The organism is Comamonas sp. FG99 (assembly GCF_057808605.1).
The window spans coordinates 77,829-101,686 of the sequence record NZ_JBMDII010000018.1 but is presented as its reverse complement, the minus strand read 5'-3'; the positions used below and the strand labels follow the sequence as shown (position 1 = coordinate 101,686).

Genomic DNA, 23,858 nt, shown 5'->3' with positions numbered 1-23,858 from the left:
CCTCCCAAGAGGACTCAACGCGATCCCCGTGCTTTGTGTGAACAGGCCCTAGAATCAGCCTGGTTTCAGCCTCCGAGATGCCGCGTTGCCTATGGATTTACTGCTATTGGTCGTTCTAGCCCTGGGCGCCGCCTTCGTGCTGCGCGCCAAGGCGCAGAAGCAGCGCATCCAGTTGCTGGCGCACTACCTGCGCAACTACGACATCGAAAAGCTCATGGAGCGCCTGGTGGGCGGCTACATGCGGGCCCTGGGCGAATCTGATGCGGCGCGGCAGGCGCAGATCTGGGAGCTGCAGCTGCCGGTGGAAAAAAGCCTGTCCAGCCAGTTCAACAGCTTTGCCGGCACCCTGGCCCAGGCGCCCGAGCCCGGCGGCAGCGGCTTTCGCATCGACAACCAGCCGCTGGCCTTTCCGTTCTCGCGGCTGCTCGCCAGGCTGCAGGGCAGCCGCGGCGGGTTCGACCTGCGCACCGCGATCAACCTGCATGCCGACGGCATCAGCCGCGTGGCGCAGAACGCCGCCGGGCTCGCGCCCAAGGACAAGGCCTACACCCTGCTGGCCGAGCTGTACCTGATGCAGCACACCTGCCACTGGTTCTGCAAGTCGCGCGCCGTGGCCTCGGCCCGCATGCAGCTGCGCAACCAGACCAGCTACGAGCAGGTGCTGCAAAGCGTGTCGCCCGAGACCCGGCAGGCCTACCTGGCGCTGACCGGCGCCAGGTAGCCGCCCCAGCGCGGCTCAAATGGCGTCCAGCGGAAACACCGGCCGCCGCACCTGCCTGAACGCAAAGCGCGCGTAGTCCGAGGTGGTCGCGCCGGGGCTGTCGCATTCGACCAGGCCGGCCGACAGCGGCACGAACACCGGCCGGCAGTACATGCGCGACTTGAGCAGCAGGTAGCGCCATTGCGTGGGGTCGAGCCCCACGCAGTGGAACACGCCCAGGTCCCAGGGCTCGTGCGTCTGCTCGGTCACCACGATCTGCGCCGCGCCGATATCGAGCAGCGCCGTGCGGCCCATATGGCATTGCATGCCGTTGTAGATCGGGCCGCAGACGGTGTAGCGGCCATCGCCGAGCCGGCGCACCGTGCCGCGCAGCTGCAGCGGCTCTTTGTGCATGCCCAGGTGCTGCAGCGAGCGCTTGTTGCCCAGCGCGATGTCGATCCCGGCGCCTTCGCCCGCGGCGAACATCTGCGCCACCGCCTGCGGGTCGCACAGCGGGCCGACGGCAATGCCGTCCATGCCCAGCGCCAGCGCGGTCTGCAGCACGTCCATGGTGTCGCAGCTGCCGCCGGACATGCAGTTGTCGCCATGGTCGAGCAGCAGCACCGGCTTGCGCTGCGCCAGGCCTTCGGTGGCGGCAAGCTGCCGCGCCTGCCGCAGCGAGGCCTCCAGCGGCTCGCTGCGGTAGACGAACTCGGCGCGGCGCTGCCAGATAGCGTCGGCAAACGCATCGATGAGCGCCTGCTGCGCGCCGGCCCGCTCCTTTTGCACGGTGGCGACCACGCTCATGCACGGTGCGGGAATGTCGGCCAGCGAGAAGCCGCCGAAGACCGAGACCGCGGGCAGGCCCTGCTGCGCCTCCAGCTGGCTGGCGCGCTCGCAGGCGTCCTTCATCGCGCCGCCGAGCGTGGTGCTGCGCAGCGTGTGGCTCATCAGCGCCAGCGGCTTCCAGATGACCTGGTACTGCGCCTGCCCGCGCCACATCTCGATGAGCAGGCGGGCGGCGTGCTCGCCGGTCTCGTACATGTCGATGTGCGGATAGGTCTTGAAGCCCACCACCACGTCGGCATTGCGCACGATCTTCTCGGTGATGTTGCCGTGCAAATCGAGCGCCACCCCGATCGGCACCCCGGGCGCGGCGGCGCGCACCCGCTCCAGCAGGTCGCCCTCGCCGTCGAGGCTGTTGTCGGCCACCATCGCGCCATGCAGGTCGAGCAGGATGGCGTCGCAGCCGGGCACCGCCTCGACGATGCGGCGGGTGAGCTCGCCATAGGCATCGGCATGCACCGGGCCGCTGGGGTTGGCCATGGCGGACACCGGCGTCACCAGCTCCGCGCCCTCGGCCTGCGCGAGCTCGATGAACGCGGCCATCGCGGTGCGCATGCCCTTGTTGGCGCGGTAGGCGTCCTCGCCATAGGCCGGCGCGAAGGCCTCGATGGGCGTGGGCACCGGCGAGAAGGTATTGGTCTCGTGGTTCAGCCGCGCGATGAGGAACCGCGGCCGGGCCTTGTGCGCTGCGCTCATGCCGCGACTCCGGCGCTGGCCAGCATGGCGCGCAGCAGCACGTTGCAGCCGGCCTCCAGGTGCTCGGGCTCGGCGTCCTCGATCTCGTTGTGGCTGATGCCGTCGGCGCAGGGCACGAAGATCATCGCCGCCGGCGCGACGCGGGCCACATACACCGCGTCGTGGCCTGCGCCGCTCACGCAGTCCATGGCGCTGTAGCCAAGCTCCGCCGCATTGGCGCGCACCGCCTCGACCAGCGCGGGCGTGAACGGCTGCGGCGGAAAGTAGACCACCTGCTCGATATCGATCTTCAGGCCGCTGGCCTGCGCGACACGCGCGCAGGCGGCGCGGATCGCGGCGTCCATGCCGCCGAGCTGCTCGTCATCGGGCGCGCGCAGGTCGACGCTGAACTTCACGCTGCCCGGGATCACGTTGCGCGAATTGGGAAACACCTCCATCGAGCCGACCGTGCCGCGCGCATGCGGCTTGCGCTCGAGCGCGATGCGGTTGACCTCGCGCACCAGCTCGCTGGCGGCCAGCAGCGCGTCCTTGCGCAGCTCCATCGGCGTCGGGCCCGCATGCGCCTCCATGCCTTGCACGGTAACGTCGTACCAGCGCTGGCCGAGCGCGGCCTGCACCACGCCGATCACCTTGCGGTGATTCTCCAGCACCGGGCCCTGCTCGATATGCGCCTCGAAGTAGGCGCCCACCGGGTGCGCCGCGCCGGCCTCGCCGGCATAGCCGATCTGCCTGAGCGCATCGCGCACGCTGGTGCCCTCGTGGTCTTCGGCCTTGAGCGCATGCTCCAGCGTGAACGCGCCCACGAATACGCCCGAGCCCATCATCACCGGCACGAAGCGCGAGCCCTCCTCGTTGGTCCATACCGCCACTTCGAGCGGCGCGCGCGTGCGTATGCCGGCATCGTTCAAGGTTCTCAGCACCTCGATGCCCGCGAGCACGCCATAGTTGCCGTCGAACTTGCCGCCCGTGGGCTGGGTGTCGATGTGGCTGCCGGTCATCACCGGCGGCAGGCTGTCGTCCGCGCCGGCGCGGCGCGCGAAGATGTTGCCGATGGCGTCGACGCGCAGCGTGCAGCCCGCTTCGCGCGCCCATTGCGAGAACCGGTCGCGCCCCTGGCGGTCGAGCTCGGTGAGCGCCAGGCGGCAGACGCCGCCTTTTTCGGTGCCGCCGATCTGCGCCAGCTCCATGAGCGATTGCCACAGGCGCGCGCCATTCACGCGCAGCGCCTTGATGTCCGGGGATGCCGCCGGGGCGAGGGGGTTCGTATCCATGCTGAAAACTCCAGTGCTATGCCATCTGCGCGTCAGGCCATGCCCACGCCGAGATACCGGTCCTTCACCTCCTCGTTGGCGAGGAAGTCGCTGTTCGAGCCTTCGTAGACGATGCTGCCCTGCTCGATGATGTAGTGCCGGTCGGCCAGCTGGGTGCAGACTTCGAGGTTCTGCTCCACCAGCAGGATCGAGACGCCCGCCGCCTTGATCACCTTGAGCTGGGCGACGATCTCCTCCACGATCACCGGCGCCAGCCCCTCCACCGGCTCGTCGAGCATCAGCAGGCGCGGCGCATTCATCAGCGCGCGGCCGATGGCCAGCATCTGCTGCTCGCCGCCCGAGAGCTGGCCGCCGCCGTTGCTGCGGCGCTCCCTGAGGCGCGGAAAGATCCGGTAGATGTCCTCCAGCTGCCACTTGGACTGCCGGCGCTGGCCCAGCAGCAGGTTCTCCTCGACCGTGAGCAGCTTGAAGATGCCGCGGTGCTCGGGCACCAGGCAGATGCCGCGCTGCGCCACCTGGTGCGTGACCAGCCGGCCCAGCGCTTCGCCGCCGAAGCGCACCTGGCCCTGCGTGGGCGGCAGCACGCCGGCAATGGTCTTGAGCGTGGTGGTCTTGCCGGCGCCGTTGCGCCCCAGCAGCGTGACCAGCTCGCCATCCCGCACCTGCAGCGTCACGCCCTGCAGCACATGGCTCTTGCCGTAGTGCGCGTGCACGTTCTCGACTTGCGTGAGTGCATTGCCGCTCATGCCTTGCCTCCGGTGATCATGTTGCCCAGATAGGCCTTGCGCACGCGCTCGTCGTTGCGGATATCGGCCGGCAGGCCCTCCGCGAGCACGCGGCCCTGCTGCATCACGGTGATGGTGTCGGAGATGTCCATGACGATGTTCATGTTGTGCTCGATCAGCACCACGGTGTGGTCCTGCTTGAGGCTCTTGATCAGGTGCTTCATCTCGTCCAGATCGTCGATGCCCATGCCCGAGGTCGGCTCATCAAGGAAGATGGCCTTGGGCCGGGCCGCCAGCGCCATGCCCACTTCGAGGCGGCGCTGCTGGCCGTGCGACAGGTTGCCGACCGGCGTGTTCGCATGGCGCTGCATGCCCACGCGCTGCAGCACCGCATCCACCGTCTGCGCGCACGAGAGCCGGCCCAGCGGCGCGCTCCAGCCATTGAGCGCCTTGGCCGGATCGATGCCCTGCGCCGCCAGGCGCAGGTTCTCGCGCACCGGCAGCGTGAGGAACAGACTGGTCACCTGAAACGAGCGCGCCATGCCGCGGCGCACGCGCATGTAGTCGGGCTCGCGCGTCACGTCGTGGCCGTCGAAAACGATCCTGCCGCCGCTCACGGTCTTGGTACCGGTGAGCATGTGGAACAGCGTGGTCTTGCCCGCGCCGTTCGGCCCGATCACCGAATGCACGGTGTTGGCGCGGACCTGGAGGTTCACGCCGCCAAGCGCGACGAACTTGTCGTAGCGCTTTTCGACGCCCACCGCTTCGAGCAGCACCGCCGGCTGCCGCGTTGTGCCTGCGTTCATGCGCGGCCTCCCTTCGCCGATGCCTCGCCATGCGGCGCGGCGTCATCCCGATCGTGGCCCTTGCCGCCCACCAGCCGCCCCAGCCGCTGGCACAGACCCCACAGGCCGCCCTGCATGCCAAGGCTCACCGCCATCAGCACCACGCCAAGGATTAGCAGCCAGCGCGGCCACAGCGTGGACAGCCAGTCGCCCAGCAGCACGTAGAACGCGGCGCCCAGCAGCGATGCCAGCAGATTGCCGGTGCCGCCGATCACGGTCATCACCAGGATCATCTCGCTGGTGTGGTATTCGGCGTTCGACAGCGGCGCGATGCCGGTCATCAGCGCATGCAGGGCGCCGGCCAGGCCGGTGACCGCGCCCGAGATCACGAAGGCCTGCAGCTTCAGCAAGCGCAGGTTGTAGCCTACGGCGGCGGCGCGCTCCTCGTTGTCGCGCACCGCCAGCAGCGTGCGGCCGAAGATCGAATCGCACACGCGGCGCAGCAGCGCATAGACGATCAGGAACAGCACCGCCACGAAGCCGTAGTACTGCCAGGGCGAGTCCAGTGGAACGAGGGTCCGGCCCGCGACCGCGAGCGACTTGCGCGGGATGTCCATCAGCCCGTTGTCGCCGCCGGTGAGGCCGGGCAGGCTGTAGGCCAGAAAGTAGAACATCTGCGCGAAGGCGAGCGTGAGCATCACGAAATACGTGCCGCGCTGGCGGATGGCGACCCAGCCGACGATGGCCGCGCCAAGGGCGCCCATGAGCACGGCACTCGCCAGCGCAACCGGCATCGGAAGATTTATGAATGCTGGCAGCCGCGTGAGCAGGATGCCCAGCGTGTAGCTGCCCAGGCCGAAGAAGATGCCCTGGCCGAACGACAGCAGGCCGGTGTAGCCCAGCAGCAGGTTGCAGCCCATGGCGGCCAGGCCATAGATCAGCACCTCGCTGGCCAGCGAGCCCGACTTCATGAACAGCGGCATGGCGAGCACGATCGCCAACGCGACGAGGAATTGAATATGCTTTGACATGGATGTAGTGCCCATTTCGCTCAAACCGCGCGGCCCAGCAGGCCATTGGGGCGCAGCAGCAGCACCGCGGCCATCGCCACATAGATCATCAGGCTCGCGCCCTCGGGCCAGACCGTGCTCATCAGGCTCTGCACGATGCCGATCAGCAGGCCGCCGACCAGCGCGCCGCTGAAGCTGCCCAGGCCGCCCACGACCACCACCACGAAGGCCACGCCCAGCGCCTCCACGCCCATGAACGGGCTCACCCCGCGTATCGGCGCGGCCAGCACGCCGGCCAGCGCCGCCAGCCCCACGCCCAGGCCGAACACCAGGCTGAAGATGCCGAACACGTTCATGCCCAGCAGCGAGACCATCTCGGTCGATTCGCTGCCTGCGCGCACCACGCTGCCCAGGCGCGTGCCTTCGAGCACATACCAGATGACCACCGCCAGCACCGCGCTGAAGCCGATCACGAACAGGCGGTACTTGGGATAGACGAAGCTGCCCCACATGACCACGCCGTTCAGCAGCTCGGGCACCGCGACGCTGTCGCCCAGCGGGCCCCAGATGATGATCACGATCTCCTGCACCACGAGCGCGAAGCCCACGGTGACGAGGATGTGGAACTCGTGCGCCTTCGCGTACACATGGCGCAGCACGAGTTTCTCGGTGAGCCAGCCGAGCGCGCCGACCGCGAGCGGCACCACCGCCAGCGCGAGCCAGAAGCTCATGCCCCATTGGGTCATCTGGTAGCAGAAATAGGCGCCCAGCAGGTAGAAGGTGCCGTGCGCGAAGTTCACGAAGCGCAGCAGGCCGAAGACGATGGACAGGCCCACTGCCAACAGGAAGTACAGCATGCCGATGCCGATCCCGTTGATCGTCTGAAGCAGATAGATGCTCATAAAGGGTCCGAAACGATGGACAAAGGGGGAAGAAGCGCCCGGTGGCTCTGACATGCCGAGGGTCATCGTGCGATGCCTATGAAACTGGCCTGACCTAACCCAGGGACACCGAGGAAGGGCCTATGCCGGCCGCGCCGCCCCGCACCGATGGTGTCGTCCCCCTTCCCCGCGAAGCGGGTAGAGAGGGGGAAGCGGCACAGCCGCTCAGGGGGAGCCCTCCATCTCAAGCCAGCTTGCAGCCGGTCTGCTCCACCGGAAGGAAGGACTTGCCCGAGCTCACGATGTCGGCGTAGTCGTCCTTGTTCTTCATCCTGGACTTGGCCTTGCCCTTGAGCAAGTAGTAGTTCTTGAGCACCTGGTGGTCGGCCTTGCGCACCTCCTCCTCGCCGGTCAGGCCCTGGTACTTCATGCCCTCCAGCGCGGCGACCACCGCCTTCTGGTCCACGGTGCCGGCCTTGATGATCGCGTCGATCAGCAGCTTGGTGCAGATGTACGAGCCCGCCAGGCTGTAGTTGGGGTTGAACTTGAGCTTGTCGTTGCTGCGCTTGACCAGCTCCAGGTTCAGCGGCGCATCCACCGAGTGCCAGTACTGCGCGCCGAAATACACGCCGTCGCACAGGTCGGCGCCCAGCGACTCGAACTGCTCCAGGCCCGAGGCCCAGGCGATCAGGATGGTCATGTTCTTGTTCATGCCGAAGCTGATGGCCTGGCGCAGCGTGTCGGACGACTGCTGGCCGAAGTTCAGGATCAGCAGCACATCGGGCTTGGCCGCGACCGCGTTGGTCAGGTAGCCGCTGAACTCCTTCTCGGTGAGCGAGTGGTAGCTGTTGCCCACATGCTCGATGCCCTTTTCCTTGAAGATGTTCTTGGCCGCGCCGAGCAGGCCGTCGCCGAACACGTACTGCGGCGTGATCGTGTACCAGCGCTTGGCCTTGGGATTGGCCTCGATCAGCGGGCGCACCGTCTGCTCGATGGCGCCGAAGGTGGGTACCGACCAGCGGAAGGTGGCGCTGTTGCAGTCCTTGCCGGTGATCTCGTCGGCGCCGGCGGTGGTGATGAAGATGCCGCCGGCCTTCTCGGCCTCCTTGCCCATGGCCAGCGCCTCGGACGACAGGATGCCGCCGGCGAAGAACTTCGCGCCCTGCTGCGAGGCGTCCTGCACCTTGCGGATCGCGGTGGCGGGCTTGCCCTCGGTGTCGAGCAGGGTGTAGGCGAGCGGGCGCTCCAGCGCCTTGCCGTACTGCTCGATCGCCAGCTTCATGCCCAGGTCGGCGAACTTGCCGTTGGCCGCGAAGGCGCCCGACATCGGCACCGGGCAGCCGAACTGGATGGCCCCCTTGGCCTGGGCAAACGCCTGGTGCGACAGGCCCAGCGCGGCAGGCAGCGCGCCGAGCGCGGACAGTTGCAGGAAGTTGCGACGATGCATGGTGGTGACTCCTTGGTGGGTGGCGGCCGAGGCTGGCCTGCTTTCTTCTCAGAGCACGATGCATGCCAGCTTGCAGCTCGTCAGCTTGGCGCGTGCACAGGCTCCTTATTCATATTTATAGTGATAAATAGAACAAATATGACGCGGATAAACCCTAGACGCGTGGGCGATTGCACGATCGCGGTGCATACTGCACGAAAAGCGCGGCGGGGTCCTGCACCGGCCTGGGCACGCACAGCAAACACTAGCAACATGGCAACCAAGAAGTCTTCCCCCCTGGCGATCCGGCAGCTCAAGCGCTCGGACCTGGTCGCGCAGGAAATCAAGCGCATGGTGACCGAGCGCAACTTGAGCCCCGGCGACCGCCTGCCGCGCGAGAGCGAGCTGCAAGAGCAGTTCCAGGTGAGCAAGGGCACGGTGCGCGAAGCGCTCAAGTCGCTCGAAGTGCAAGGGCTGATCACGATCTCGACCGGCCCCTCGGGCGGCGGCACCATCGTCGAGGTGCCGCTGGAGCGCACGCTGCAGTTCATGCAGAACTACCTGTTCTTCAAGGAGGTGACGATCGACGACATCTACGCGGTGCGCCTGAAGCTGGAGCCCGAGCTTGCGGCCGGCGCGGTGCCGCATCTCAGCGAGGCGGATTTCGAGGCGCTGGAGCACAGCATCTCCTGCTGCGACCCCTCGTCAAGCGGCAGCGACTTGCTGGTGCAGCGCCGCGAGGACGTGAACTTCCACGACATCCTCGCGGCCGCCAACCCCAACCCGTTCCTGCGCTTCACCTGCGAGCTGATCAACGAGATGATCCGCCAGCTCATCGTCTTCGGCAACCGCACGCCCAAGGCCGAGCACCGCCGCTTCGGCGAGGAAAACGCCAACTACCACCGCGAGATCGTGCAGGCCGCGCGCGCGCGCGACGCCGAGCGCGTGCGCGAGCTGATGCTCAGGCACATGCAGGACGCCACGCATGCGGTCAAGCGCATGAAGGGCCGCATCCAGGGCCGGCTGATCCTCGATGCCGATTCGCTGCGCAGCCCGCGGCCGGCAATGGCACGCAAGGCGCAGGATTGAGAACAATCATTTTTGATAGCTGCTCGCGCTTATAAATTCTAGTTTTCATATATTTTTATATCTGAAAACAAGCAATAATAGGCGCTGGAAGCTATCAAAATAAAAGCCCAGGAGAGGCTCCTGGGCTGGGTGCATGGGCGGGGCGGGGATCAGCGGCTGCTCGGGAAGCTGAACACCGCGCCTTCGCGCAGGCCGGCCGAGGGCCAGCGCTGGGTGATGGTCTTGCGCTTGGTGTAGAAGCGCACCGCGTCGGGGCCGTAGGCGTGCAGGTCGCCGAACAGCGAGCGCTTCCAGCCGCCGAAGCTGTGGTAGGCCACCGGCACCGGCAGCGGCACGTTCACGCCCACCATGCCGACCTGAATGTGGTCGCTGAAGTAGCGCGCCGCCTCGCCGTCGCGGGTGAAGATGCAGGTGCCGTTGCCGTATTCGTGCTCGTCGATGAGCTTCATGGCCTCCTGCAGCGTCTTCACGCGCACGATGCCGAGCACCGGGCCGAAGATCTCTTCCTGGTAGATCTTCATGCCGGGCTTCACCTCGTCGAACAGGCAGGGGCCGAGGAAGTAGCCTTCCTCATGGCCGGCCACCTTCAGGCCGCGGCCGTCGACCAGCAACTTCGCGCCTTCGGCCACGCCGCTGTCCACATAGGCCTGCACCTTCTCGAAATGCGGCTTGGTGACCAGCGGGCCCATGTCGTTGGCGTTGTCGGTGCCGGGGCCGACCTTCATCTTGGCGATCTCGGCCGAGAGGCCGGCGATCATCGCGTCGGCGGTGTCGTCGCCCACGGCCACGATCAGCGGCACCGCCATGCAGCGCTCGCCGCAGGAGCCATAGGCCGCGCCCATCATGGCGTTGACCGCGTTGCCGATGTCGGCATCGGGCATGACCACCGCATGGTTCTTGGCGCCGCCCAGGGCCTGCACGCGCTTGCCGTGCCTGCAGCCCTCGGCGTAGATGTATTCGGCGATCGGCGTGGAGCCGACGAAGCTCACCGCCTTGACGCGCGGGTCGGCCAGCAGCGTATCCACCGCCTCCTTATCGCCGTTGACCACGTTGAGCACGCCGGGCGGCAGGCCGGCTTCAAGCGCCAGCTGGGCCACGAACAGCGCACTGCTCGGGTCGCGCTCGGAGGGCTTCAGGATGAAGCAGTTGCCGCAGGCCACCGCCATGGGCCACATCCACAGCGGCACCATGGCCGGGAAGTTGAACGGCGTGATGCCGGCCGTGACGCCCAGCGCCTGGAACTCGCTCCAGCTGTCGATGCCGGGGCCGACGTTGCGGCTGAGCTCACCCTTGAGCAGCTCGGTCACGTAGCTGGCGTATTCCACGTTCTCGATGCCGCGCTGCAGCTCGCCATGCGCATCGGCCAGCACCTTGCCGTGCTCGGCGGTGATCATCGCGGCGATCTTGTCGGCGTTTTCTTCCAGCAGCACCTTGAGCCGGCTCATCACCCGGGCGCGCTTGAGCGGCGGCGTGTTGCGCCAGGCCGGGAAGGCCTTCTCGGCCGAGGCGATGGCTGCCTCGACCGTGGCCTTGCCGGCCAGCTCGACGCTGGTGGAGGACTGGCCGGTGGCGGGGTTGAACACCGGCTGCGAGCGGCCGTTGTCATGGACAATCTTGCCGTCGATCAGGTGGCCGACGGTGGCGGTGACGTTCTTGTCGTGGTTCATGGATGTCTCGGATTGGAAAGGTGTCTTATGCCGTCTCGGCCAGCGCATCGCCCAACGCATTCACCAGGCGGTCGATCTCGGATTGTTCGCTGATGAAGGGCGGAGCGAGCTGGATGGTGTCCCCGCCATAGCGCACATAGAAGCCCTTTTCCCAGCACTTCAGCGCGATCTCGTAGGGCCGCTTGGCCGCCTCGCCCGCCAGCGGCGCGATGGTGAAGCCGGCCGCCAGGCCATAGTTGCGGATGTCCAGCACATGCTTGGCGCCCTTGAGGCTGTGCACCGCCTGCTCGAAGTACGGTGCCAGCGCGCGCGCGCGGCCGGGCATGTCTTCTTTCTCCAGAATGTCCAGCACCGCCAGGCCGGCCGCGCAGGCCACCGGATGGGCCGAGTAGGTATAGCCGTGCGGGAACTCCAGCATGTAGTCCGGGCCGCCCTGCGCCATGAAGGTGCCGTAGATCTCCTTGGTGGCGATCACGCCGCCCAGCGGCTGCGCGCCGTTGGTCACCTGCTTGGCGAAGGTCATGACGTCGGGCACCACGCCGAAGGCGTCGGAGCCGGTCCAGGCGCCGCAGCGGCCAAAGCCGGTGATCACCTCGTCGAAGATCAGCAGGATGTTGTTCTGCGTGCAGATCTCGCGCAGGCGCTGCAGGTAGCCCTGGGGCGGAATCACCACGCCGGCCGAGCCGGAGAAGGGCTCGACGATGACCGCCGCGATATTGCTCGCGTCATGCAGCGCGATCACATCCAGCAGCTTGTCGGCCAGCTCGCGGCCGCCCTGCTCGGGCATGCCCTTACAGAACGAGCCCATCGCCGGCTGGGTGTGGGGCAGGTGGTCGGCCTCCACGCCCTGGCCGAAGGTCTTGCGGTTGCCCACCATGCCGCCGACGGAGATGCCGCCGAAGTTCACGCCGTGGTAGCCCTTCTCGCGGCCGATCAGGCGCGTCTTCGTGCCCTGGCCCTTGGCGCGCCAGTAGGCGCGGGCCATCTTCAGCGCGGTGTCGGCGGCCTCGGAGCCCGAGCCGGTGAAGAACACATAATCCAGCCCGGCGGGCGTGAGATCCTTGATCTTGTTGGCCAGCGCGAACGACGCCGGGTGGCCGAACTGGAAGGCCGGCGCATAGTCCAGCGTGGCCACAGCCCGGCTCACCGCCTCGCTCACCTCGCGGCGGCCGTGGCCGATGCCGGCGCACCACAGGCCCGACAGGCCGTCGAAGATCTTGCGGCCTTCGCCATCGGTGTAGTAGGCGCCCTGGGCGCCCACGATCATGCGCGGGTTGGCCTTGAAGTCGCGGTTGCCGGTGAACGGCATCCAGTGGGCATCCAGCCAGGCGGCGTCCTGGCGCACTGCGGTGGTGGAATCGTCGATCTGCACAAAGCTCATGGTGACCTCCTGGGAATGCATCGCTGCGGCCACGGGCCGCATTGCGTCGTACCCGGATTGTGGGCGCGAAGCTTTCTTCGTCAAATAGTGAAATATCAATGTTTACTTGCAGGAATCTGCAAGTTATCGGCCGGCGCCGGCATGGCCTGGGCAAAATATTCCTGCAGGAACTCCACGCAGGCCCGCACCTTGGCCGAGCGGTCGAGCCGCGTGGGGTAGACGGCCCAGACATTGGCCTGCTGCCGCCATTCCGGCAGCAGCTGCAGCAGCTGGCCGGACTGCAGCAGCGCGGCCACGTCCCAGACCGAGCGCAGCACGATGCCATGGCCGTCCACCGCCCACTGCACCGCGATCTCGCCATGGTTGGCCGACAGCGGCCCGGTCACCTTCACCGTGCGCTCCTCGGTGCCGGCCCGCAGTTTCCAGACGCCGAACGGGTGGTCGCGCTCCTTGATGACCAGGCAGTCGTGCGCGGCCAGCTCGCTGATGGCCCGCGGCCAACCGCGGCGCTGGACATAGGCGGGCGCGGCGCACAGCACGCGGTGGTTCTCGGCCAGCTTGCGGGCGATCAGGTGCGGCGCGATCTCGTCGCCCACGCGCACATCGAGATCGATCCCCTCGGCCGCCACGTCGACCAGGCGGTCGAACACCTCCAGCCGCACCTGCAGGCCCGGATGCCGCGCCACCAGCTGCGACATGGCCGGCGCCACCACGTTGCGGCCGAAGCCGAAGCTGCTGCTCATGCGCAGCAGGCCGCGCGGCTCGCCGGGCGTGGTGCTCACGTCCTGCACCAGGTGGTCGATGTCATCGAGGATGCGCTGCGCCCAGCGGAACACGCGCTCGCCGTCTTCCGTCACCGCCACGCGCCGCGTGGTGCGGTACAGCAACTGCACGCCCAGCTCCGCCTCCAGCAGGCGTATGCGCTTGCTCACATAGGCGGGCGAGGCGCCCAGCTCCTGCGCCGCCGCGGCAAAACCGGCGCGGCGCACCACCGAAAGAAAGACGCGCAGGTCTTCGGGCAACAGGTTTTTAAACACAAATCGTAAATAATCAGACTACCAATCCGGGATTGTCTTCAATATCTGCTGGTCTGAAAATACCGCCCAGCACTTTCAACGACGCAAACCGCCCATGTCCACCACCACCACCCATCCCACCGCGTACAAGATCGCAGTCCTCGCCGGCGACGGCATCGGCAAGGAAGTCATGCCCGAGGGCCTGCGCGCGCTGCAGGCCGCCGCCCGGCGCTTCGGCCTGCAGCTCGACTTCCACCACTTCGAGTGGGCCAGCTGCGACTACCATGCCGAGCACGGCCAGATGATGCCCGACGACTGGAAGGCACAGCTGCAGGGCATGGACGCGATCTTCTTCGGCGCCGTAGGCTGGCCCGCCACCGTGCCCGACCATGTGTCGCTGTGGGGCTCGCTGCTCAAGTTCCGCCGCGAGTTCGACCAGTACATCAACCTGCGCCCCGTGCGCCTGTTCGAGGGCGTGCCCTGCCCGCTGGCCGGCCGCAAGCCCGGCGACATCGACTACTACGTGGTGCGCGAGAACACCGAGGGCGAGTACACGTCGCTGGGCGGCATCATGTACGAGGGCACGGAGCGCGAGATCGTGATCCAGGAATCGGTCTACTCGCGCCACGGCGCCAAGCGCCTGCTCAAGTACGCCTTCGACCTGGCCCAGAGCCGCCAGCGCAAGCATGTCACCCTGGCCACCAAGAGCAACGGCATCGCCATCAGCATGCCCTGGTGGGACCAGCGCGCCGAGGAGGTGGCCCAGGCCTACCCCGAGGTCACGCTGGACAAGCAGCACATCGACATCCTCACCGCGCGCTTCGTGCTGCAGCCGGGCCGCTTCGACGTGGTGGCCGCCACCAACCTGTTCGGCGACATCCTCTCCGACCTGGGCCCGGCCACCACCGGCACCATCGGCCTGGCGCCCTCGGCCAACCTCAACCCCGAGCGCACTTTCCCCAGCCTGTTCGAGCCGGTGCACGGCTCTGCGCCCGACATCTACGGCAAGAACATCGCCAACCCGATCGCGATGATCTGGTCGGGCGCGCTGATGCTGGACTTCCTGACCCAGGGCCAGGGCGCCGGCCGCCAGGCGCACGACGCGATCGTGGCCGCCATCGAAGAGGCCATCAAGAGCGGCCCGCGCACGCCCGACCTCGGCGGCACGGCCAATACCACGCAAGTGGGCGAAGCGATCGCGGCGCTGATCGCCCAGGGCTGACAGGGCGCGGCGCTAGGCCGCCGCGCTGTGGCGCAGCGTCAGCGCCGCCACCAGCGGCGGCAGCGCGAAGCACCACATGCCCAGGGCCACATAGGCCAGGGCCGCCAGCGCGCAACCCAGCGCAAAGCTCGCGATGGCGGGCAGCATCTTGCGCAGGCGCCCGGTGGCGGCGCCGCGCGCATCGCCCGGCAGGCCCTTGAGCAGGTCGGCCAGATCGATCATCACCTGGGTGGTGTTGCCCGTCATCAGGGTCGAGGGCGGCAGCTGGGGCAGGTGCATGCGCTGCATGGCGTTTTGCACCGCCATGGCGCAGACCATCAGCATGCCGGCGGCAAACGCGGGCGGCGCGTCGCTGTCGCTGAACGGGCCGAAGCCCAGCATCAGCGCCGCCGCCAGCGCCAGCAGCAGCACCTGGGCCGCGATCAGGCTGCGCATCGGCGCCTTCTGCCGCGCCGCCAGCGCGTTGCTGGCCAGGCGCGCCAGCGCCACGGCCACGCAGAACACCGGCAGCGCCAGCAGCTTGGAGAGCGCGCCCGCGCTGCCATGGATCAGCGCCGCGCCCAAGGTGACGAAGTTGCCGGTCACATGCGCGGTGAACAGGCCGTTCAGCGCCAGGAAGCCGGCGGTATCCACATAGCCGGCGTTGAAGCCCAGCAGATGGCTCAAGGGAGTGGGGGCGGCGCGGGTTTCGGGCATGGATGAAGGCTCCGGGCAAAAGGCGCTCAGGGCTGCTTGCCGCCCTGCTGCGCCAGGTATTTCTCGATGCGCGAATCGGGCCAGAACCAGAGCGCGGCCATCGCGGTGAAAATGGTAAACGCCGCCGTGGTGCTGTAGAAGCTGACGGCGATGGCCAGGGCGTATACGGGCAGGGATATCTTGCCCTTCAAGTCCTTGCCGATGGTGCTGGCGAGCGCCGAGTCCCGGCCCTCCGAGACGATGATGACGCGCTCCAGCATCCAGTACGAGGCCGCGCACATGAACAGCACCGCGGCATACAGCGCCGTCGGAAAGGCAAGCAGCCCCGACTTGCCGGCCCAGGTGGTGGTGATGGGGATCATGGTCAGCCAGAACAGCAGGTTGAGGTTGGCCCACATGATCCGCCCGTTGATGCCGCGCACCACCTGGAACATGTGGTGGTGGTTGTTCCAGTAGATGCCGACATAGATGAAGCTGAGCACATAGCCGAAGAAGTTGTGCGCCTCCTTCCACAGTCCGTTCCAGGTGAATTCGGACGGCAGCTGGATCTGGTAGAGCATCAGCGTCAGGCTCACCGAGATGACGCCGTCGCTGAAGGACTCCAGCCGGCTCTTGTTCATGGCCGCGGCCTGCATCAGATGAACTGCTTGCGAAAAGACAGGCTGGCCAGGTACAGGATGGCCAGCATGAAGGGCAGCACGCTCCAAAAGCCCAGGCGCATGTAGAGCACCGCGCCCAGAAAGGCGCCCAGCACGAAGCCGCCGACGATGCTGCCGCTCTTGAACAGGGCTTGCGCCTGCTCGCGGCCGGGGCTGCGCACATAGTGGGACAGGTCGATGCCGAACTGCGTGGTATTGCCCGTCATCATGGTGCTGGGGCTGATGTGCTTGATCAGCGTCTTGCTGGCCGTGTTGCGGATGGCCAGCGCCATCAGGCCCAGGCCGCCGGTCAGCGCCAGCGCGCCGGCATTGGGGTCGCGAAACGGCTCAAGCCGCAGGCCCGCCAGCATGAAGGCGGCGAGAAACACCGCCTCGGCCACGAACAGCCAGCCCAGAGTCTTGTGCGGCTGGTGGAGCTGGCTGCAGCGGTCGATCCAGGCCTTGGTGAGCATGATGGTGGCGATGAACAGCGGGATCGCGCCGAGCTTGATCCACAGGCCCGCCCCGCCCTTGACGAAGGCCGCGCCGGCCAGCACCAGGTTGCCGGTCACATGGGCGGTGAAAAAGCCCAGCAGCGCGATGAAGCCTATGGTGTCGATGGCGCCGCCCACGATGGTGAGCAGCACCGGGGCGCGGCACTGCGCCCACAGGCCCGGGGCGGGCGCTTGGGGTGAAGAGGGAGATGCGTTGCCGGCAGCCGTCACGAAACCTCCTTGTCCTGCAGATCCAGCCAGGCCACCAGCATAAAGCCACCGACCAGGCCCAGATGCTCGAAAAAGGAATTGGCCGCCATGAAGCGCTCCTGGCCCACGGGCAGCTCCCAGAAGCGCAGCGCCAGGAACGTGGCCAGCAAGGTGAAGCCCGCGAGCAGCAGGGCGCCGAGCCAGCGCAGCCGCCCGGCCAGCACCAGCGCCGATGCGCCCAGCTCCAGCGCGATCACCAGCGCCGCGAACCAGGGCGCCGGCGCCAGGCCGAAATGCTGCATCTCGCCGATGGCTCCGGGAAAATCGGTGAGCTTGACCAGGCCGCCCTGCAGGTAGGCTGCGCACAGGCCCAGATAGGCGAGCCAGCGCACGGCGGCGGCGCCGAAAACGGGGCGTGCCATGGCCGACAGGCGGTCTTGCATGCGAAGGCTTGTCATCGCAGCGCTCCGGGGCCTCAGGCCATCCAGCACGAGCAGCCCAGCGCGCCGAAGAAGCTCTTCGGATCGGAGGCCGGCACGCTGGACGCCCAGGCGTTGGCATGGCTGTGGCCGTGCAGCCCACAGCTGGTGCCGCAGCCGCAGGCGGCCAGATTGCGGTAGTTCAGCGGGTGCAGCGAGTTGCGGCCCGCGCCTTCGGGCTCGCCCCAGGCGCCATAGCCCTTGAAGCTGCGCGTGGGCGACCAGTCGGGCATGGCCGGCGGCAGCGGGTTGTCGTCGTGCTCGGCGAACTCGCCCTCGCCATAGACCACGCGGCCGCCGACCACGGTCAGGTGCGAGCTCAGGAAGGCGATCTCGTCTTCGGGCACGCAGAAGTAGTCCTTGCTCGGCACGATGAAGTCCGCCAGCTGGCCCACCGCGATGCGGCCGCGCTTGCCCTCCTCGTTGCTGAACCAGGCGACGTTCTCGGTCCACATGCGCAGCGCGGTCTCGCGGTCGAGCAGGTTGCGCTGCGGGTACATCTGCGTGCCGCCCAGCGTCTTGCCGGTGACCATCCACGACAGCGACACCCAGGGGTTGTACGAAGCGACGCGCGTGGCATCGGTGCCGGCCGAGACCTTGACGCCCTTTTCCATGATGCGCTTGATGGGCGGCGTGGCCTCGGCCGCGCGTGCGCCATAGCGCTCGATGAAGTACTCGCCCTGGTAGGCCATGCGGTGCTGCACGGCAATGCCGCCGCCCAGCGCCGCGATGCGGTCGATCGACTTGTCGGAGATGGTCTCGGCATGGTCGAAGAACCAGTTCAGCCCCGTGAGCGGCGTTTCCTGGTGAACCTTCTCGAACACGTCGAGCGCGCGCGAGATGGTTTCGTCATAGGTGGCATGCAGGCGCCAGGGCCATTGGTTCTGCACCAGCACGCGCACCACGTCCTCCAGCTCGCTCTCCATCTGCGGCGGCATGTCGGGGCGCGGCTGGCGGAAATCCTCGAAATCCGCGGCCGAGTACACCAGCATCTCGCCGGCGCCGTTGTGGCGAAAGTAGTCGTCGCCCTGCTTGTACTTGACCGAGGAGGTCCACTTGAGGAAGTCCTCCTTCTCCTGCTTGGGCTTTTGCGTGAACAGGTTGTAGGCCATGCGCACGGTGATCTGGTCCGCGTCGGCCAGCTTCTGGATGACTTCGTAGTCCTCGGGGTAGTTCTGCATGCCGCCGCCCGCGTCGATCACGCCAGTCACGCCCAGGCGGTTGAGTTCGCGCATGAAATGGCGCGTGGAGTTGACCTGGTAGTCCAGCGGCAGCTTGGGGCCCTTGGCCAGCGTGGCGTAGAGGATGGTGGCATTGGGCTTGGCGATCAGCAGGCCCGTGGGGTTGCCCGAGGCATCGCGCACGATCTCGCCGCCGGGCGGCTCGGGCGTGTCCTTGGTATAGCCCACGGCGCGCAGCGCGGCCGCATTGAGCAGCGCGCGGTCGTACAGGTGCAGCAGGAACACCGGCGTGTCGGGCGCGATGGCGTTGATCTCTTGCAGCGTGGGCAGGCGCTTTTCGACGAACTGGTGCTCGGTGAAGCCGCCCACCACGCGCACCCATTGCGGCGCCGGGGTGATGGCCACCTGGCGCTTGAGCATGTCGAGCGCATCGGCCAGCGAGCGCACACCGTCCCAGCGCAGCTCCAGGTTGTAGCTGAGGCCGCCGCGCACCACGTGGGTATGGTTGTCGAACAGGCCCGGCACCACCAGCCGGCGCTTGAGATCGACGATGCGGGTGCTGCTGCCCGCCAGGGGCATGATCTCCTCGTCGTCGCCCACGGCAACGAAGCGGCCTGCGCGGATGGCGACCGCGCTGGCGACCGGCTTGGAGCGGTCCAGCGTCATGATCTGGCCGTTGCGGAAAATGATGTCGGGATGCTCGGACATGGTGTGTTCCTCTCTTGTAAGGCCTGCTATGCCTGCTCGTCCTTGGCCTTGGCATTGCGGCCCGGCAGCTGGCCGAGCACATGGCTGGTGGCCTGCTCCTTCTCGCACGCGGTGCTGAAGGCGGTGCCCTGCAGCAGCTGCTTGCCGACGGGAATGATCTGCTCGCCCACCAGGATGCCCAGCAGGCCCACCAGCGCCACCAGCGGCGGCGCGGGCGAGCGCACGCTCAGCAGGCTGTAGACGATGCCGACCAGCAGGCCGGCGCCGAGTGATAACGCATAGAGTTTCATTGCTTGCCTCGGGAATCGGGAAATGGATGGCCCCGAGGCCCGCGCGCCGGGCCGGCCCCGGAGCGGGGCGGCCTCGGCCTTACTTGGCAGGGTTGGGGCCGATGCGCTCGCCGTGCTGCACGCGCTCGGCGGCCTTGTGCACCATGGTGTAGGCATAGTCCACGCCCATGCCGTAGGCGCCGGAGTGCTCGCGCACGATGTTCATCACCGCGTCATAGCTGTCCTTGTGGGCCCAGTCGCGCTGCCACTCCAGCAGCACCTGCTGCCAGGTCACGGGCACGATGCCGGCCTGCACCATGCGGTCCATGGCGTAGTTGTGCGCATCCAGCGAGGTGCCGCCCGAGGCGTCGGCCACCATGTAGATCTCGTAGTCGGTGTCATGCAGGCACGACAGCGCGAAGGTGGTGTTGCACACCTCGGTCCACAGGCCGGAGACCACCACCTTCTTGCGGCCCTGCGCGGCATGGGCCGCCAGCGCGTCGCGCACGTTCTGGTCGTCCCACGAGTTCATCGAGGTGCGCTCCAGGATCTTGTGGTCCGGGAACACGCCCAGCAGCTCAGGGTAGGTGTAGCCGGAAAAGCCCTCGGTTTCCACCGTGGTGATGGTGGCCGGAATGCCGAAAACCTTGGCCGCCTTGGCCAGGCCGACCACGTTGTTCTTCAGCACCTGGCGATCAATGGACTGCACGCCAAAGGCCATCTGCGGCTGCTGGTCGATGAAGATGATCTGGCTGTTTTGCGGCGTCAGGACTTCAAGGTACTTGCTGGACATGGTTTCTCTCTTTGGGGATGGAAAGACAACGGCGGCTTGCTGCCCGCGCGGAGCCGAACTGCCCTGCGCCAGGCCAGACTGCGAGGGCTGCCGTGCAAAGCCCCCGCTTCCGATGTGATGGCATGCTGAAGAGACCAGCGCCCATTTGGCTCAGCGCGGCTTGGCGGCATCGGCCAGTAAATGGCGCACTTCAGCAAATTCTCTGATAGAAATATCGAAAACGATAATGCCAGTCTATAAGCCGGATATAGCATTGAGAAGACAAGAAATGGAATTCCAGCTTTTCCATTTTTTGCATGCTCCCGGCAGCGCATAGCTGGCATATTGTGGGGTTTAGGCTAACTCGTTTCCTCAATGAACAAACTGCCAGATCTGCAGGCATGGGCGATCTTTGCCAAGGTTGCGGAAACCGGCTCTTTCGCACGCACCGCGGCCGAGTTCTCGCTGTCGCAGGCCACGGTTTCCAAGGCCATCTCGCGGCTGGAATCGCGCATGAAGGCCACGCTGCTGCACCGTACCTCGCGCCGCGTCTCGCTGACCGCCAACGGCCATACGGCCCTGGAGCGCGCCAGGCGCATCCTGGAAGAAGGCCAGGCCGTCGAGTCCGAGGTAGCGGAGCACTCCACCAGCCTGCGGGGTCTGATACGCCTGTCCGCCCCCATGTCGTTCGGCCTTGCACGGCTGGCGCCGGCGCTGCCCGGCTTCCTGCAGGCCCAGCCCGATGTGGAGCTGGACGTGCAGTTCGACGACCAGCAGGTGGACCTGGTCGCCGACCGCTTTGATCTGGCCCTGCGCATCGCCCAGCTGGAAGACTCCAGCCTGCGGGCGCGCCAGCTGTGCAAGGTGCGGATTCTGCTGGTGGGCTCGCCGGAGTATTTCAAGCGCCACGGCCGGCCGCGCCACCCCAGCGACCTGGTGCACCACAAGGCATTGCAGTACAGCTATCAGCGCAGCGGCACCGATTGGCGCTTCAAGCATCCGCAGCACGGTGAATTCAGCCAAGCGATGGCGGTGCAAATGCAGGCCAACAATGCCGAGGCCCTGACGCCCGCGCTGCTTGCAGGCCTCGGCGTGGCGCTGCAGCCGGCCTTCCTGGTCTGGCAGGAGCTGCAGACGGGCGCGCTGGAGGTGGTGATGCAAGACTGGCAGGTAGAGCCGATCACGCTGCACATCCTGACGCCCCCGGGCCGCAACCGGCCCGCGCGCGTGCAGGCCTTCATCGAGCACCTGGTGCAATCGTTCTCGCGCGAGCCCTGGGCCGGCGTGGCGGAGCTGGAGCGGCCGCTTTGAGCCGGATCCGGGTCTGACCACGGGCCCTGCCCGTGCCGGGACCAAGACAATCGCGGCGCTGATTGCGCAAGCCTGGCTGCCAGGGCTGGTCAACGCCCCCAGCGCAATACCAGCGGCTCAAGCCGGCGTGCGATTTCCAGCAGCTCCCGCCGGGTCTCGGGATGCATGGGGGGCAGCGGGTGGCGGGGCGCCTCACAGGCGATCACGCCACCGGCCTTCATCAATGCCTTGGCTGCCAGCATGCCCGCCTGGCGATTTTCGTGGTTGATCAGCGGCAGCCAGCGCTGGTACTGAGCAAAGGCGCCATCGGCGTCGCCCCGCCGGTAAGCCTCGATGATGGGGCGTATGCCGTCGGGGAAGCCGCCGCCCGTCATCGCGCCGGTGGCACCGGCATGCAAGTCGGCCAGCAAGGTGATGGCCTCCTCTCCGTCCCACGGGCCTTCAATGGCCTCGCCGCCCAAACGGATCAGTTCGCGCAACTTGTTGGCGGCGCCCGGCGTTTCCATCTTGAAGTAAGAGACATGTTCGATCTCGCGCGCCATGCGCGCCAGCAAGGCTGGCGACAACACGGTGCCGCTGGCCGGTGCGTCCTGCACCATGATCGGAATGCCGATGGCATCGGAGACGCGGGCGTAGAACTCGCTGATCTGCGCCTCGGGCACGCGGAAAGTGGCGCCATGGTACGGCGGCATCACCATCACCATGGCTGCGCCCATGTCCTGTGCGCGGCGGCTGCGCGCGGCGCAGATCTGGCTGGCGTAGTGCGAGGTGGTCACGATCACCGGCACCCGGCCGGCCACATGTTCAAGCGCGGTACGGGTGATGGTCTCGCGCTCGTCGTCCGACAGCGAGAATTGCTCGGAAAAATTGGCCAAAAGCGCAAGGCCGTCAACACCCGCGTCGATCATGAAGTCGAGTGCACGCCTTTGGCTGGCGAGATCAAGCGTCCCGTCTTCATGGAAGGTGGTTGGCACGACGGGAAAAATGCCGCCATACGGCGTCGCTGGATGGGCCATGGGGCTGGATCTCCTGGTTCGGTGGATGGAATGAGCTCAGCGCTTGCCATCGAGCGAAGCGCGCACGACAAACGTCATGAACACCGCGAACAGCAGCATGACGGCGAGAAAGTAGAGGCCGCCGGCCGTGCTGCCAGTGGCGTCCTTGATATAGCCGATGCCGAACGGCCCGATGTAGCCGCCCAGGTTGGCCAGCGAATTGATCATGGCAATGCCGACGGCGGCGCTGGCGCCGGTCAGGAATTGGCCCGGCAGCGCCCAGACGACGGCCTGGATCGAGTAGATCGAGAACGCCGTCAGGCAGATGAACAGGAACTGCAGGGCAGGTGCGCTGAACCAGGCGCTCGCGGCCATGGTCACCGCCGCCGCGCAGGAGACGATGGCGATATGCCAGTAGCGCTCACCACGGCGATCGGAATGCCGCGGCACGATGAGCAGCCCGGCCACCGCGAAAAGATAGGGTACGGCGGACAGGAAGCCTGTGGCCATGTCGCTCACGCCAAACTGCTTGATGATGGTTGGCAGCCACATGGACAGGCCATAGATGGCCAGCGGAAACGGCAGGAACAGCAGCGCCAGCATCAGCACGCGCTTGTCCGCCAGGGCTCGCAAAGGATTGCCGTGCGAACGCAGGCCATGCTCGGTGGCATCGGCGGCCAGCTCGCGCTCTATCCAGGCGCGGTCTTCGGCCGCCAGCCAGCGCGCATTGGCCGGCGACTCGGGCAGGATGCGCAGCGTGGGCAGGCACAGCAGCACGGCGGGCAGGCCGCTGACGACAAACAGCGTCTGCCATGCCGACATGCCCAGCCAGCCCCCGCTTTGCAGCAGCATGCCAGCCAATGGCCCGGTAACGATCAGCGCAATCGGCTGGGCCAATACCAGCAGGCCGATGATGCGTGCACGGTGGCGCAGCGGAAACCATTTGGTCAGAAAGTACAGGATGCCCGGGTACAGCCCCGCCTCGGCCGCGCCGAGCAGAAAGCGCGCGATGTAGAACGTGGTGGCGTCGTGGATCAAGGCCATGGCCATGGTGATCGCGCCCCAGGTGAACAGAATGCGCGCGAACCAGCGCCGCGCTCCAAACCGGTCCAGCGCCAGATTGCTGGGCACCTCGAAGAGAAAATAGCCGATGAAGAACAAGCCCGCGCCAACGCCATAGGCGGTCTCGCTGATGCCGAGGTCGGCATTCATGTGCAGCTTGGCAAAGCCGACCACGGCGCGGTCGACATAGGCAACGACATAGATCAGCGCCAGAAACGGCAGCAGCTTGCGCACCAGCATCGCGATGATGCGTTGCTCCTTGCTGCGCTCGGCTGCGACGGGCGTGGCCATCTGGCCGCCGGATGCGGAAATGCTCATGGAAAGTCTC

23 protein-coding genes are annotated in these 23,858 nt (G+C 66.9%); 4 read left to right on the top strand and 19 right to left on the bottom strand.

Annotated elements, in window-relative coordinates:
• Nucleotides 1–106 precede the first annotated feature (106 nt).
• Nucleotides 107–721, top strand: coding sequence for a hypothetical protein (locus ACODRX_RS14040; protein ID WP_488872133.1), 615 nt, complete (start codon nt 107–109; stop codon nt 719–721).
• Between the two features lie 15 nt (nt 722–736).
• Here ACODRX_RS14040 and ACODRX_RS14035 read toward each other — a convergent pair whose 3' ends face one another.
• From ACODRX_RS14035 to ACODRX_RS14005, 7 genes are all read right to left on the bottom strand, one after another.
• Nucleotides 737–2,242 (bottom strand): M81 family metallopeptidase, encoded by a 1,506-nt coding sequence (locus tag ACODRX_RS14035; RefSeq protein WP_488872132.1) that lies wholly within the window; start codon nt 2,240–2,242, stop codon nt 737–739.
• Nucleotides 2,239–3,513, bottom strand: a complete 1,275-nt coding sequence (locus ACODRX_RS14030) for a Zn-dependent hydrolase (RefSeq protein ID WP_488872131.1) — start codon at nt 3,511–3,513, stop codon at nt 2,239–2,241. The genes ACODRX_RS14035 and ACODRX_RS14030 overlap by 4 nt, the downstream gene beginning before the upstream one ends.
• Before the next feature lie 32 nt (nt 3,514–3,545).
• Nucleotides 3,546–4,259, bottom strand: a complete 714-nt coding sequence (locus ACODRX_RS14025) for an ABC transporter ATP-binding protein (RefSeq protein WP_488872130.1) — start codon at nt 4,257–4,259, stop codon at nt 3,546–3,548.
• A complete protein-coding gene (locus ACODRX_RS14020; RefSeq protein WP_488872129.1) occupies nt 4,256–5,044 on the bottom strand; it encodes an ABC transporter ATP-binding protein in 789 nt (262 codons plus the stop codon). The genes ACODRX_RS14025 and ACODRX_RS14020 overlap by 4 nt, the downstream gene beginning before the upstream one ends.
• Complete coding sequence (locus tag ACODRX_RS14015; protein WP_488872128.1) at nt 5,041–6,054, bottom strand: branched-chain amino acid ABC transporter permease; 1,014 nt, start codon at nt 6,052–6,054, stop codon at nt 5,041–5,043. The genes ACODRX_RS14020 and ACODRX_RS14015 overlap by 4 nt, the downstream gene beginning before the upstream one ends.
• Nucleotides 6,055–6,074: 20 nt before the next feature.
• Complete coding sequence (locus tag ACODRX_RS14010) at nt 6,075–6,935, bottom strand: branched-chain amino acid ABC transporter permease (RefSeq protein ID WP_488872127.1); 861 nt, start codon at nt 6,933–6,935, stop codon at nt 6,075–6,077.
• A gap of 223 nt (nt 6,936–7,158) precedes the next feature.
• Nucleotides 7,159–8,361: an ABC transporter substrate-binding protein gene (locus tag ACODRX_RS14005; RefSeq protein ID WP_488872126.1), complete on the bottom strand. Its 1,203-nt coding sequence runs from the start codon at nt 8,359–8,361 to the stop codon at nt 7,159–7,161.
• A 252-nt stretch (nt 8,362–8,613) separates the two neighbouring features.
• Here ACODRX_RS14005 and ACODRX_RS14000 point away from each other — a divergent pair, with 252 nt between their 5' ends.
• Nucleotides 8,614–9,429, top strand: coding sequence for a FadR/GntR family transcriptional regulator (locus ACODRX_RS14000; protein ID WP_488872125.1), 816 nt, complete (start codon nt 8,614–8,616; stop codon nt 9,427–9,429).
• 149 nt (nt 9,430–9,578) lie between these two features.
• Here ACODRX_RS14000 and ACODRX_RS13995 read toward each other — a convergent pair whose 3' ends face one another.
• The 3 genes from ACODRX_RS13995 to ACODRX_RS13985 all read right to left on the bottom strand — a co-directional run bounded on the left by ACODRX_RS13995 (nt 9,579) and on the right by ACODRX_RS13985 (nt 13,499).
• Entirely contained in the window at nt 9,579–11,096 is a 1,518-nt protein-coding gene (locus ACODRX_RS13995; protein ID WP_488872124.1) for a CoA-acylating methylmalonate-semialdehyde dehydrogenase, read from the bottom strand.
• A 25-nt stretch (nt 11,097–11,121) separates the two neighbouring features.
• Complete coding sequence (aptA, locus tag ACODRX_RS13990; protein WP_488872123.1) at nt 11,122–12,477, bottom strand: omega-aminotransferase AptA; 1,356 nt, start codon at nt 12,475–12,477, stop codon at nt 11,122–11,124.
• 95 nt (nt 12,478–12,572) lie between these two features.
• On the bottom strand, nt 12,573–13,499 hold the full coding sequence (locus tag ACODRX_RS13985) for a LysR substrate-binding domain-containing protein (RefSeq protein WP_488872122.1): 927 nt from the start codon (nt 13,497–13,499) through the stop codon (nt 12,573–12,575).
• Nucleotides 13,500–13,608: 109 nt separating this feature from the next.
• Between ACODRX_RS13985 and ACODRX_RS13980 the strand changes: the two genes are divergently transcribed.
• Entirely contained in the window at nt 13,609–14,715 is a 1,107-nt protein-coding gene (locus ACODRX_RS13980) for a tartrate dehydrogenase (protein WP_488872121.1), read from the top strand.
• Between the two features lie 12 nt (nt 14,716–14,727).
• Here ACODRX_RS13980 and ACODRX_RS13975 read toward each other — a convergent pair whose 3' ends face one another.
• The 7 genes from ACODRX_RS13975 to ACODRX_RS13945 all read right to left on the bottom strand — a co-directional run bounded on the left by ACODRX_RS13975 (nt 14,728) and on the right by ACODRX_RS13945 (nt 20,183).
• Nucleotides 14,728–15,411: a YoaK family protein gene (locus ACODRX_RS13975; RefSeq protein ID WP_488872120.1), complete on the bottom strand. Its 684-nt coding sequence runs from the start codon at nt 15,409–15,411 to the stop codon at nt 14,728–14,730.
• Nucleotides 15,412–15,437: 26 nt separating this feature from the next.
• Nucleotides 15,438–16,046 (bottom strand): TMEM175 family protein, encoded by a 609-nt coding sequence (locus ACODRX_RS13970; RefSeq protein ID WP_488872119.1) that lies wholly within the window; start codon nt 16,044–16,046, stop codon nt 15,438–15,440.
• Entirely contained in the window at nt 16,046–16,774 is a 729-nt protein-coding gene (locus ACODRX_RS13965) for a YoaK family protein (RefSeq protein ID WP_488872118.1), read from the bottom strand. Before ACODRX_RS13965 ends, ACODRX_RS13970 begins: the two co-directional genes overlap by 1 nt.
• The gene (locus ACODRX_RS13960; protein WP_488872138.1) at nt 16,771–17,196 is read right to left on the bottom strand and encodes a DoxX family protein; all 426 of its coding nucleotides are present in this window, start codon (nt 17,194–17,196) and stop codon (nt 16,771–16,773) included. The genes ACODRX_RS13965 and ACODRX_RS13960 overlap by 4 nt, the downstream gene beginning before the upstream one ends.
• Before the next feature lie 32 nt (nt 17,197–17,228).
• Nucleotides 17,229–19,121, bottom strand: coding sequence for an amidohydrolase (locus ACODRX_RS13955; protein WP_488872117.1), 1,893 nt, complete (start codon nt 19,119–19,121; stop codon nt 17,229–17,231).
• A gap of 26 nt (nt 19,122–19,147) precedes the next feature.
• A complete protein-coding gene (locus tag ACODRX_RS13950) occupies nt 19,148–19,411 on the bottom strand; it encodes a XapX domain-containing protein (protein ID WP_488872116.1) in 264 nt (87 codons plus the stop codon).
• 79 nt (nt 19,412–19,490) lie between these two features.
• Nucleotides 19,491–20,183, bottom strand: a complete 693-nt coding sequence (locus ACODRX_RS13945) for a hydrolase (RefSeq protein WP_488872115.1) — start codon at nt 20,181–20,183, stop codon at nt 19,491–19,493.
• A 354-nt stretch (nt 20,184–20,537) separates the two neighbouring features.
• Between ACODRX_RS13945 and ACODRX_RS13940 the strand changes: the two genes are divergently transcribed.
• On the top strand, nt 20,538–21,473 hold the full coding sequence (locus ACODRX_RS13940; protein ID WP_488872114.1) for a LysR family transcriptional regulator: 936 nt from the start codon (nt 20,538–20,540) through the stop codon (nt 21,471–21,473).
• A gap of 89 nt (nt 21,474–21,562) precedes the next feature.
• Here ACODRX_RS13940 and ACODRX_RS13935 read toward each other — a convergent pair whose 3' ends face one another.
• Both ACODRX_RS13935 and ACODRX_RS13930 read right to left on the bottom strand, forming a co-directional pair.
• Entirely contained in the window at nt 21,563–22,489 is a 927-nt protein-coding gene (locus ACODRX_RS13935; protein ID WP_488872113.1) for a dihydrodipicolinate synthase family protein, read from the bottom strand.
• Nucleotides 22,490–22,525: 36 nt separating this feature from the next.
• Nucleotides 22,526–23,821: an MFS transporter gene (locus ACODRX_RS13930; RefSeq protein WP_488872137.1), complete on the bottom strand. Its 1,296-nt coding sequence runs from the start codon at nt 23,819–23,821 to the stop codon at nt 22,526–22,528.
• Nucleotides 23,822–23,858: the final 37 nt, after the last annotated feature.

What these genes read in the sequence shown, in the direction of transcription:
- ACODRX_RS14035 (WP_488872132.1), bottom strand. Translation starts at nt 2,242, where the DNA reads ATGAGCGCAGCGCACAAGGCCCGGCCGCGGTTCCTCATCGCGCGGCTG.
- ACODRX_RS14030 (WP_488872131.1), bottom strand. Translation starts at nt 3,513, where the DNA reads ATGGATACGAACCCCCTCGCCCCGGCGGCATCCCCGGACATCAAGGCG.
- ACODRX_RS14025 (WP_488872130.1), bottom strand. Translation starts at nt 4,259, where the DNA reads ATGAGCGGCAATGCACTCACGCAAGTCGAGAACGTGCACGCGCACTAC.
- ACODRX_RS14020 (WP_488872129.1), bottom strand. Translation starts at nt 5,044, where the DNA reads ATGAACGCAGGCACAACGCGGCAGCCGGCGGTGCTGCTCGAAGCGGTG.
- ACODRX_RS14015 (WP_488872128.1), bottom strand. Translation starts at nt 6,054, where the DNA reads ATGTCAAAGCATATTCAATTCCTCGTCGCGTTGGCGATCGTGCTCGCC.
- ACODRX_RS14010 (WP_488872127.1), bottom strand. Translation starts at nt 6,935, where the DNA reads ATGAGCATCTATCTGCTTCAGACGATCAACGGGATCGGCATCGGCATG.
- ACODRX_RS14005 (WP_488872126.1), bottom strand. Translation starts at nt 8,361, where the DNA reads ATGCATCGTCGCAACTTCCTGCAACTGTCCGCGCTCGGCGCGCTGCCT.
- ACODRX_RS14000 (WP_488872125.1), top strand. Translation starts at nt 8,614, where the DNA reads ATGGCAACCAAGAAGTCTTCCCCCCTGGCGATCCGGCAGCTCAAGCGC.
- ACODRX_RS13995 (WP_488872124.1), bottom strand. Translation starts at nt 11,096, where the DNA reads ATGAACCACGACAAGAACGTCACCGCCACCGTCGGCCACCTGATCGAC.
- aptA (WP_488872123.1), bottom strand. Translation starts at nt 12,477, where the DNA reads ATGAGCTTTGTGCAGATCGACGATTCCACCACCGCAGTGCGCCAGGAC.
- ACODRX_RS13980 (WP_488872121.1), top strand. Translation starts at nt 13,609, where the DNA reads ATGTCCACCACCACCACCCATCCCACCGCGTACAAGATCGCAGTCCTC.
- ACODRX_RS13975 (WP_488872120.1), bottom strand. Translation starts at nt 15,411, where the DNA reads ATGCCCGAAACCCGCGCCGCCCCCACTCCCTTGAGCCATCTGCTGGGC.
- ACODRX_RS13970 (WP_488872119.1), bottom strand. Translation starts at nt 16,046, where the DNA reads ATGCAGGCCGCGGCCATGAACAAGAGCCGGCTGGAGTCCTTCAGCGAC.
- ACODRX_RS13960 (WP_488872138.1), bottom strand. Translation starts at nt 17,196, where the DNA reads ATGCAAGACCGCCTGTCGGCCATGGCACGCCCCGTTTTCGGCGCCGCC.
- ACODRX_RS13955 (WP_488872117.1), bottom strand. Translation starts at nt 19,121, where the DNA reads ATGTCCGAGCATCCCGACATCATTTTCCGCAACGGCCAGATCATGACG.
- ACODRX_RS13950 (WP_488872116.1), bottom strand. Translation starts at nt 19,411, where the DNA reads ATGAAACTCTATGCGTTATCACTCGGCGCCGGCCTGCTGGTCGGCATC.
- ACODRX_RS13945 (WP_488872115.1), bottom strand. Translation starts at nt 20,183, where the DNA reads ATGTCCAGCAAGTACCTTGAAGTCCTGACGCCGCAAAACAGCCAGATC.
- ACODRX_RS13940 (WP_488872114.1), top strand. Translation starts at nt 20,538, where the DNA reads ATGAACAAACTGCCAGATCTGCAGGCATGGGCGATCTTTGCCAAGGTT.
- ACODRX_RS13935 (WP_488872113.1), bottom strand. Translation starts at nt 22,489, where the DNA reads ATGGCCCATCCAGCGACGCCGTATGGCGGCATTTTTCCCGTCGTGCCA.
- ACODRX_RS13930 (WP_488872137.1), bottom strand. Translation starts at nt 23,821, where the DNA reads ATGGCCACGCCCGTCGCAGCCGAGCGCAGCAAGGAGCAACGCATCATC.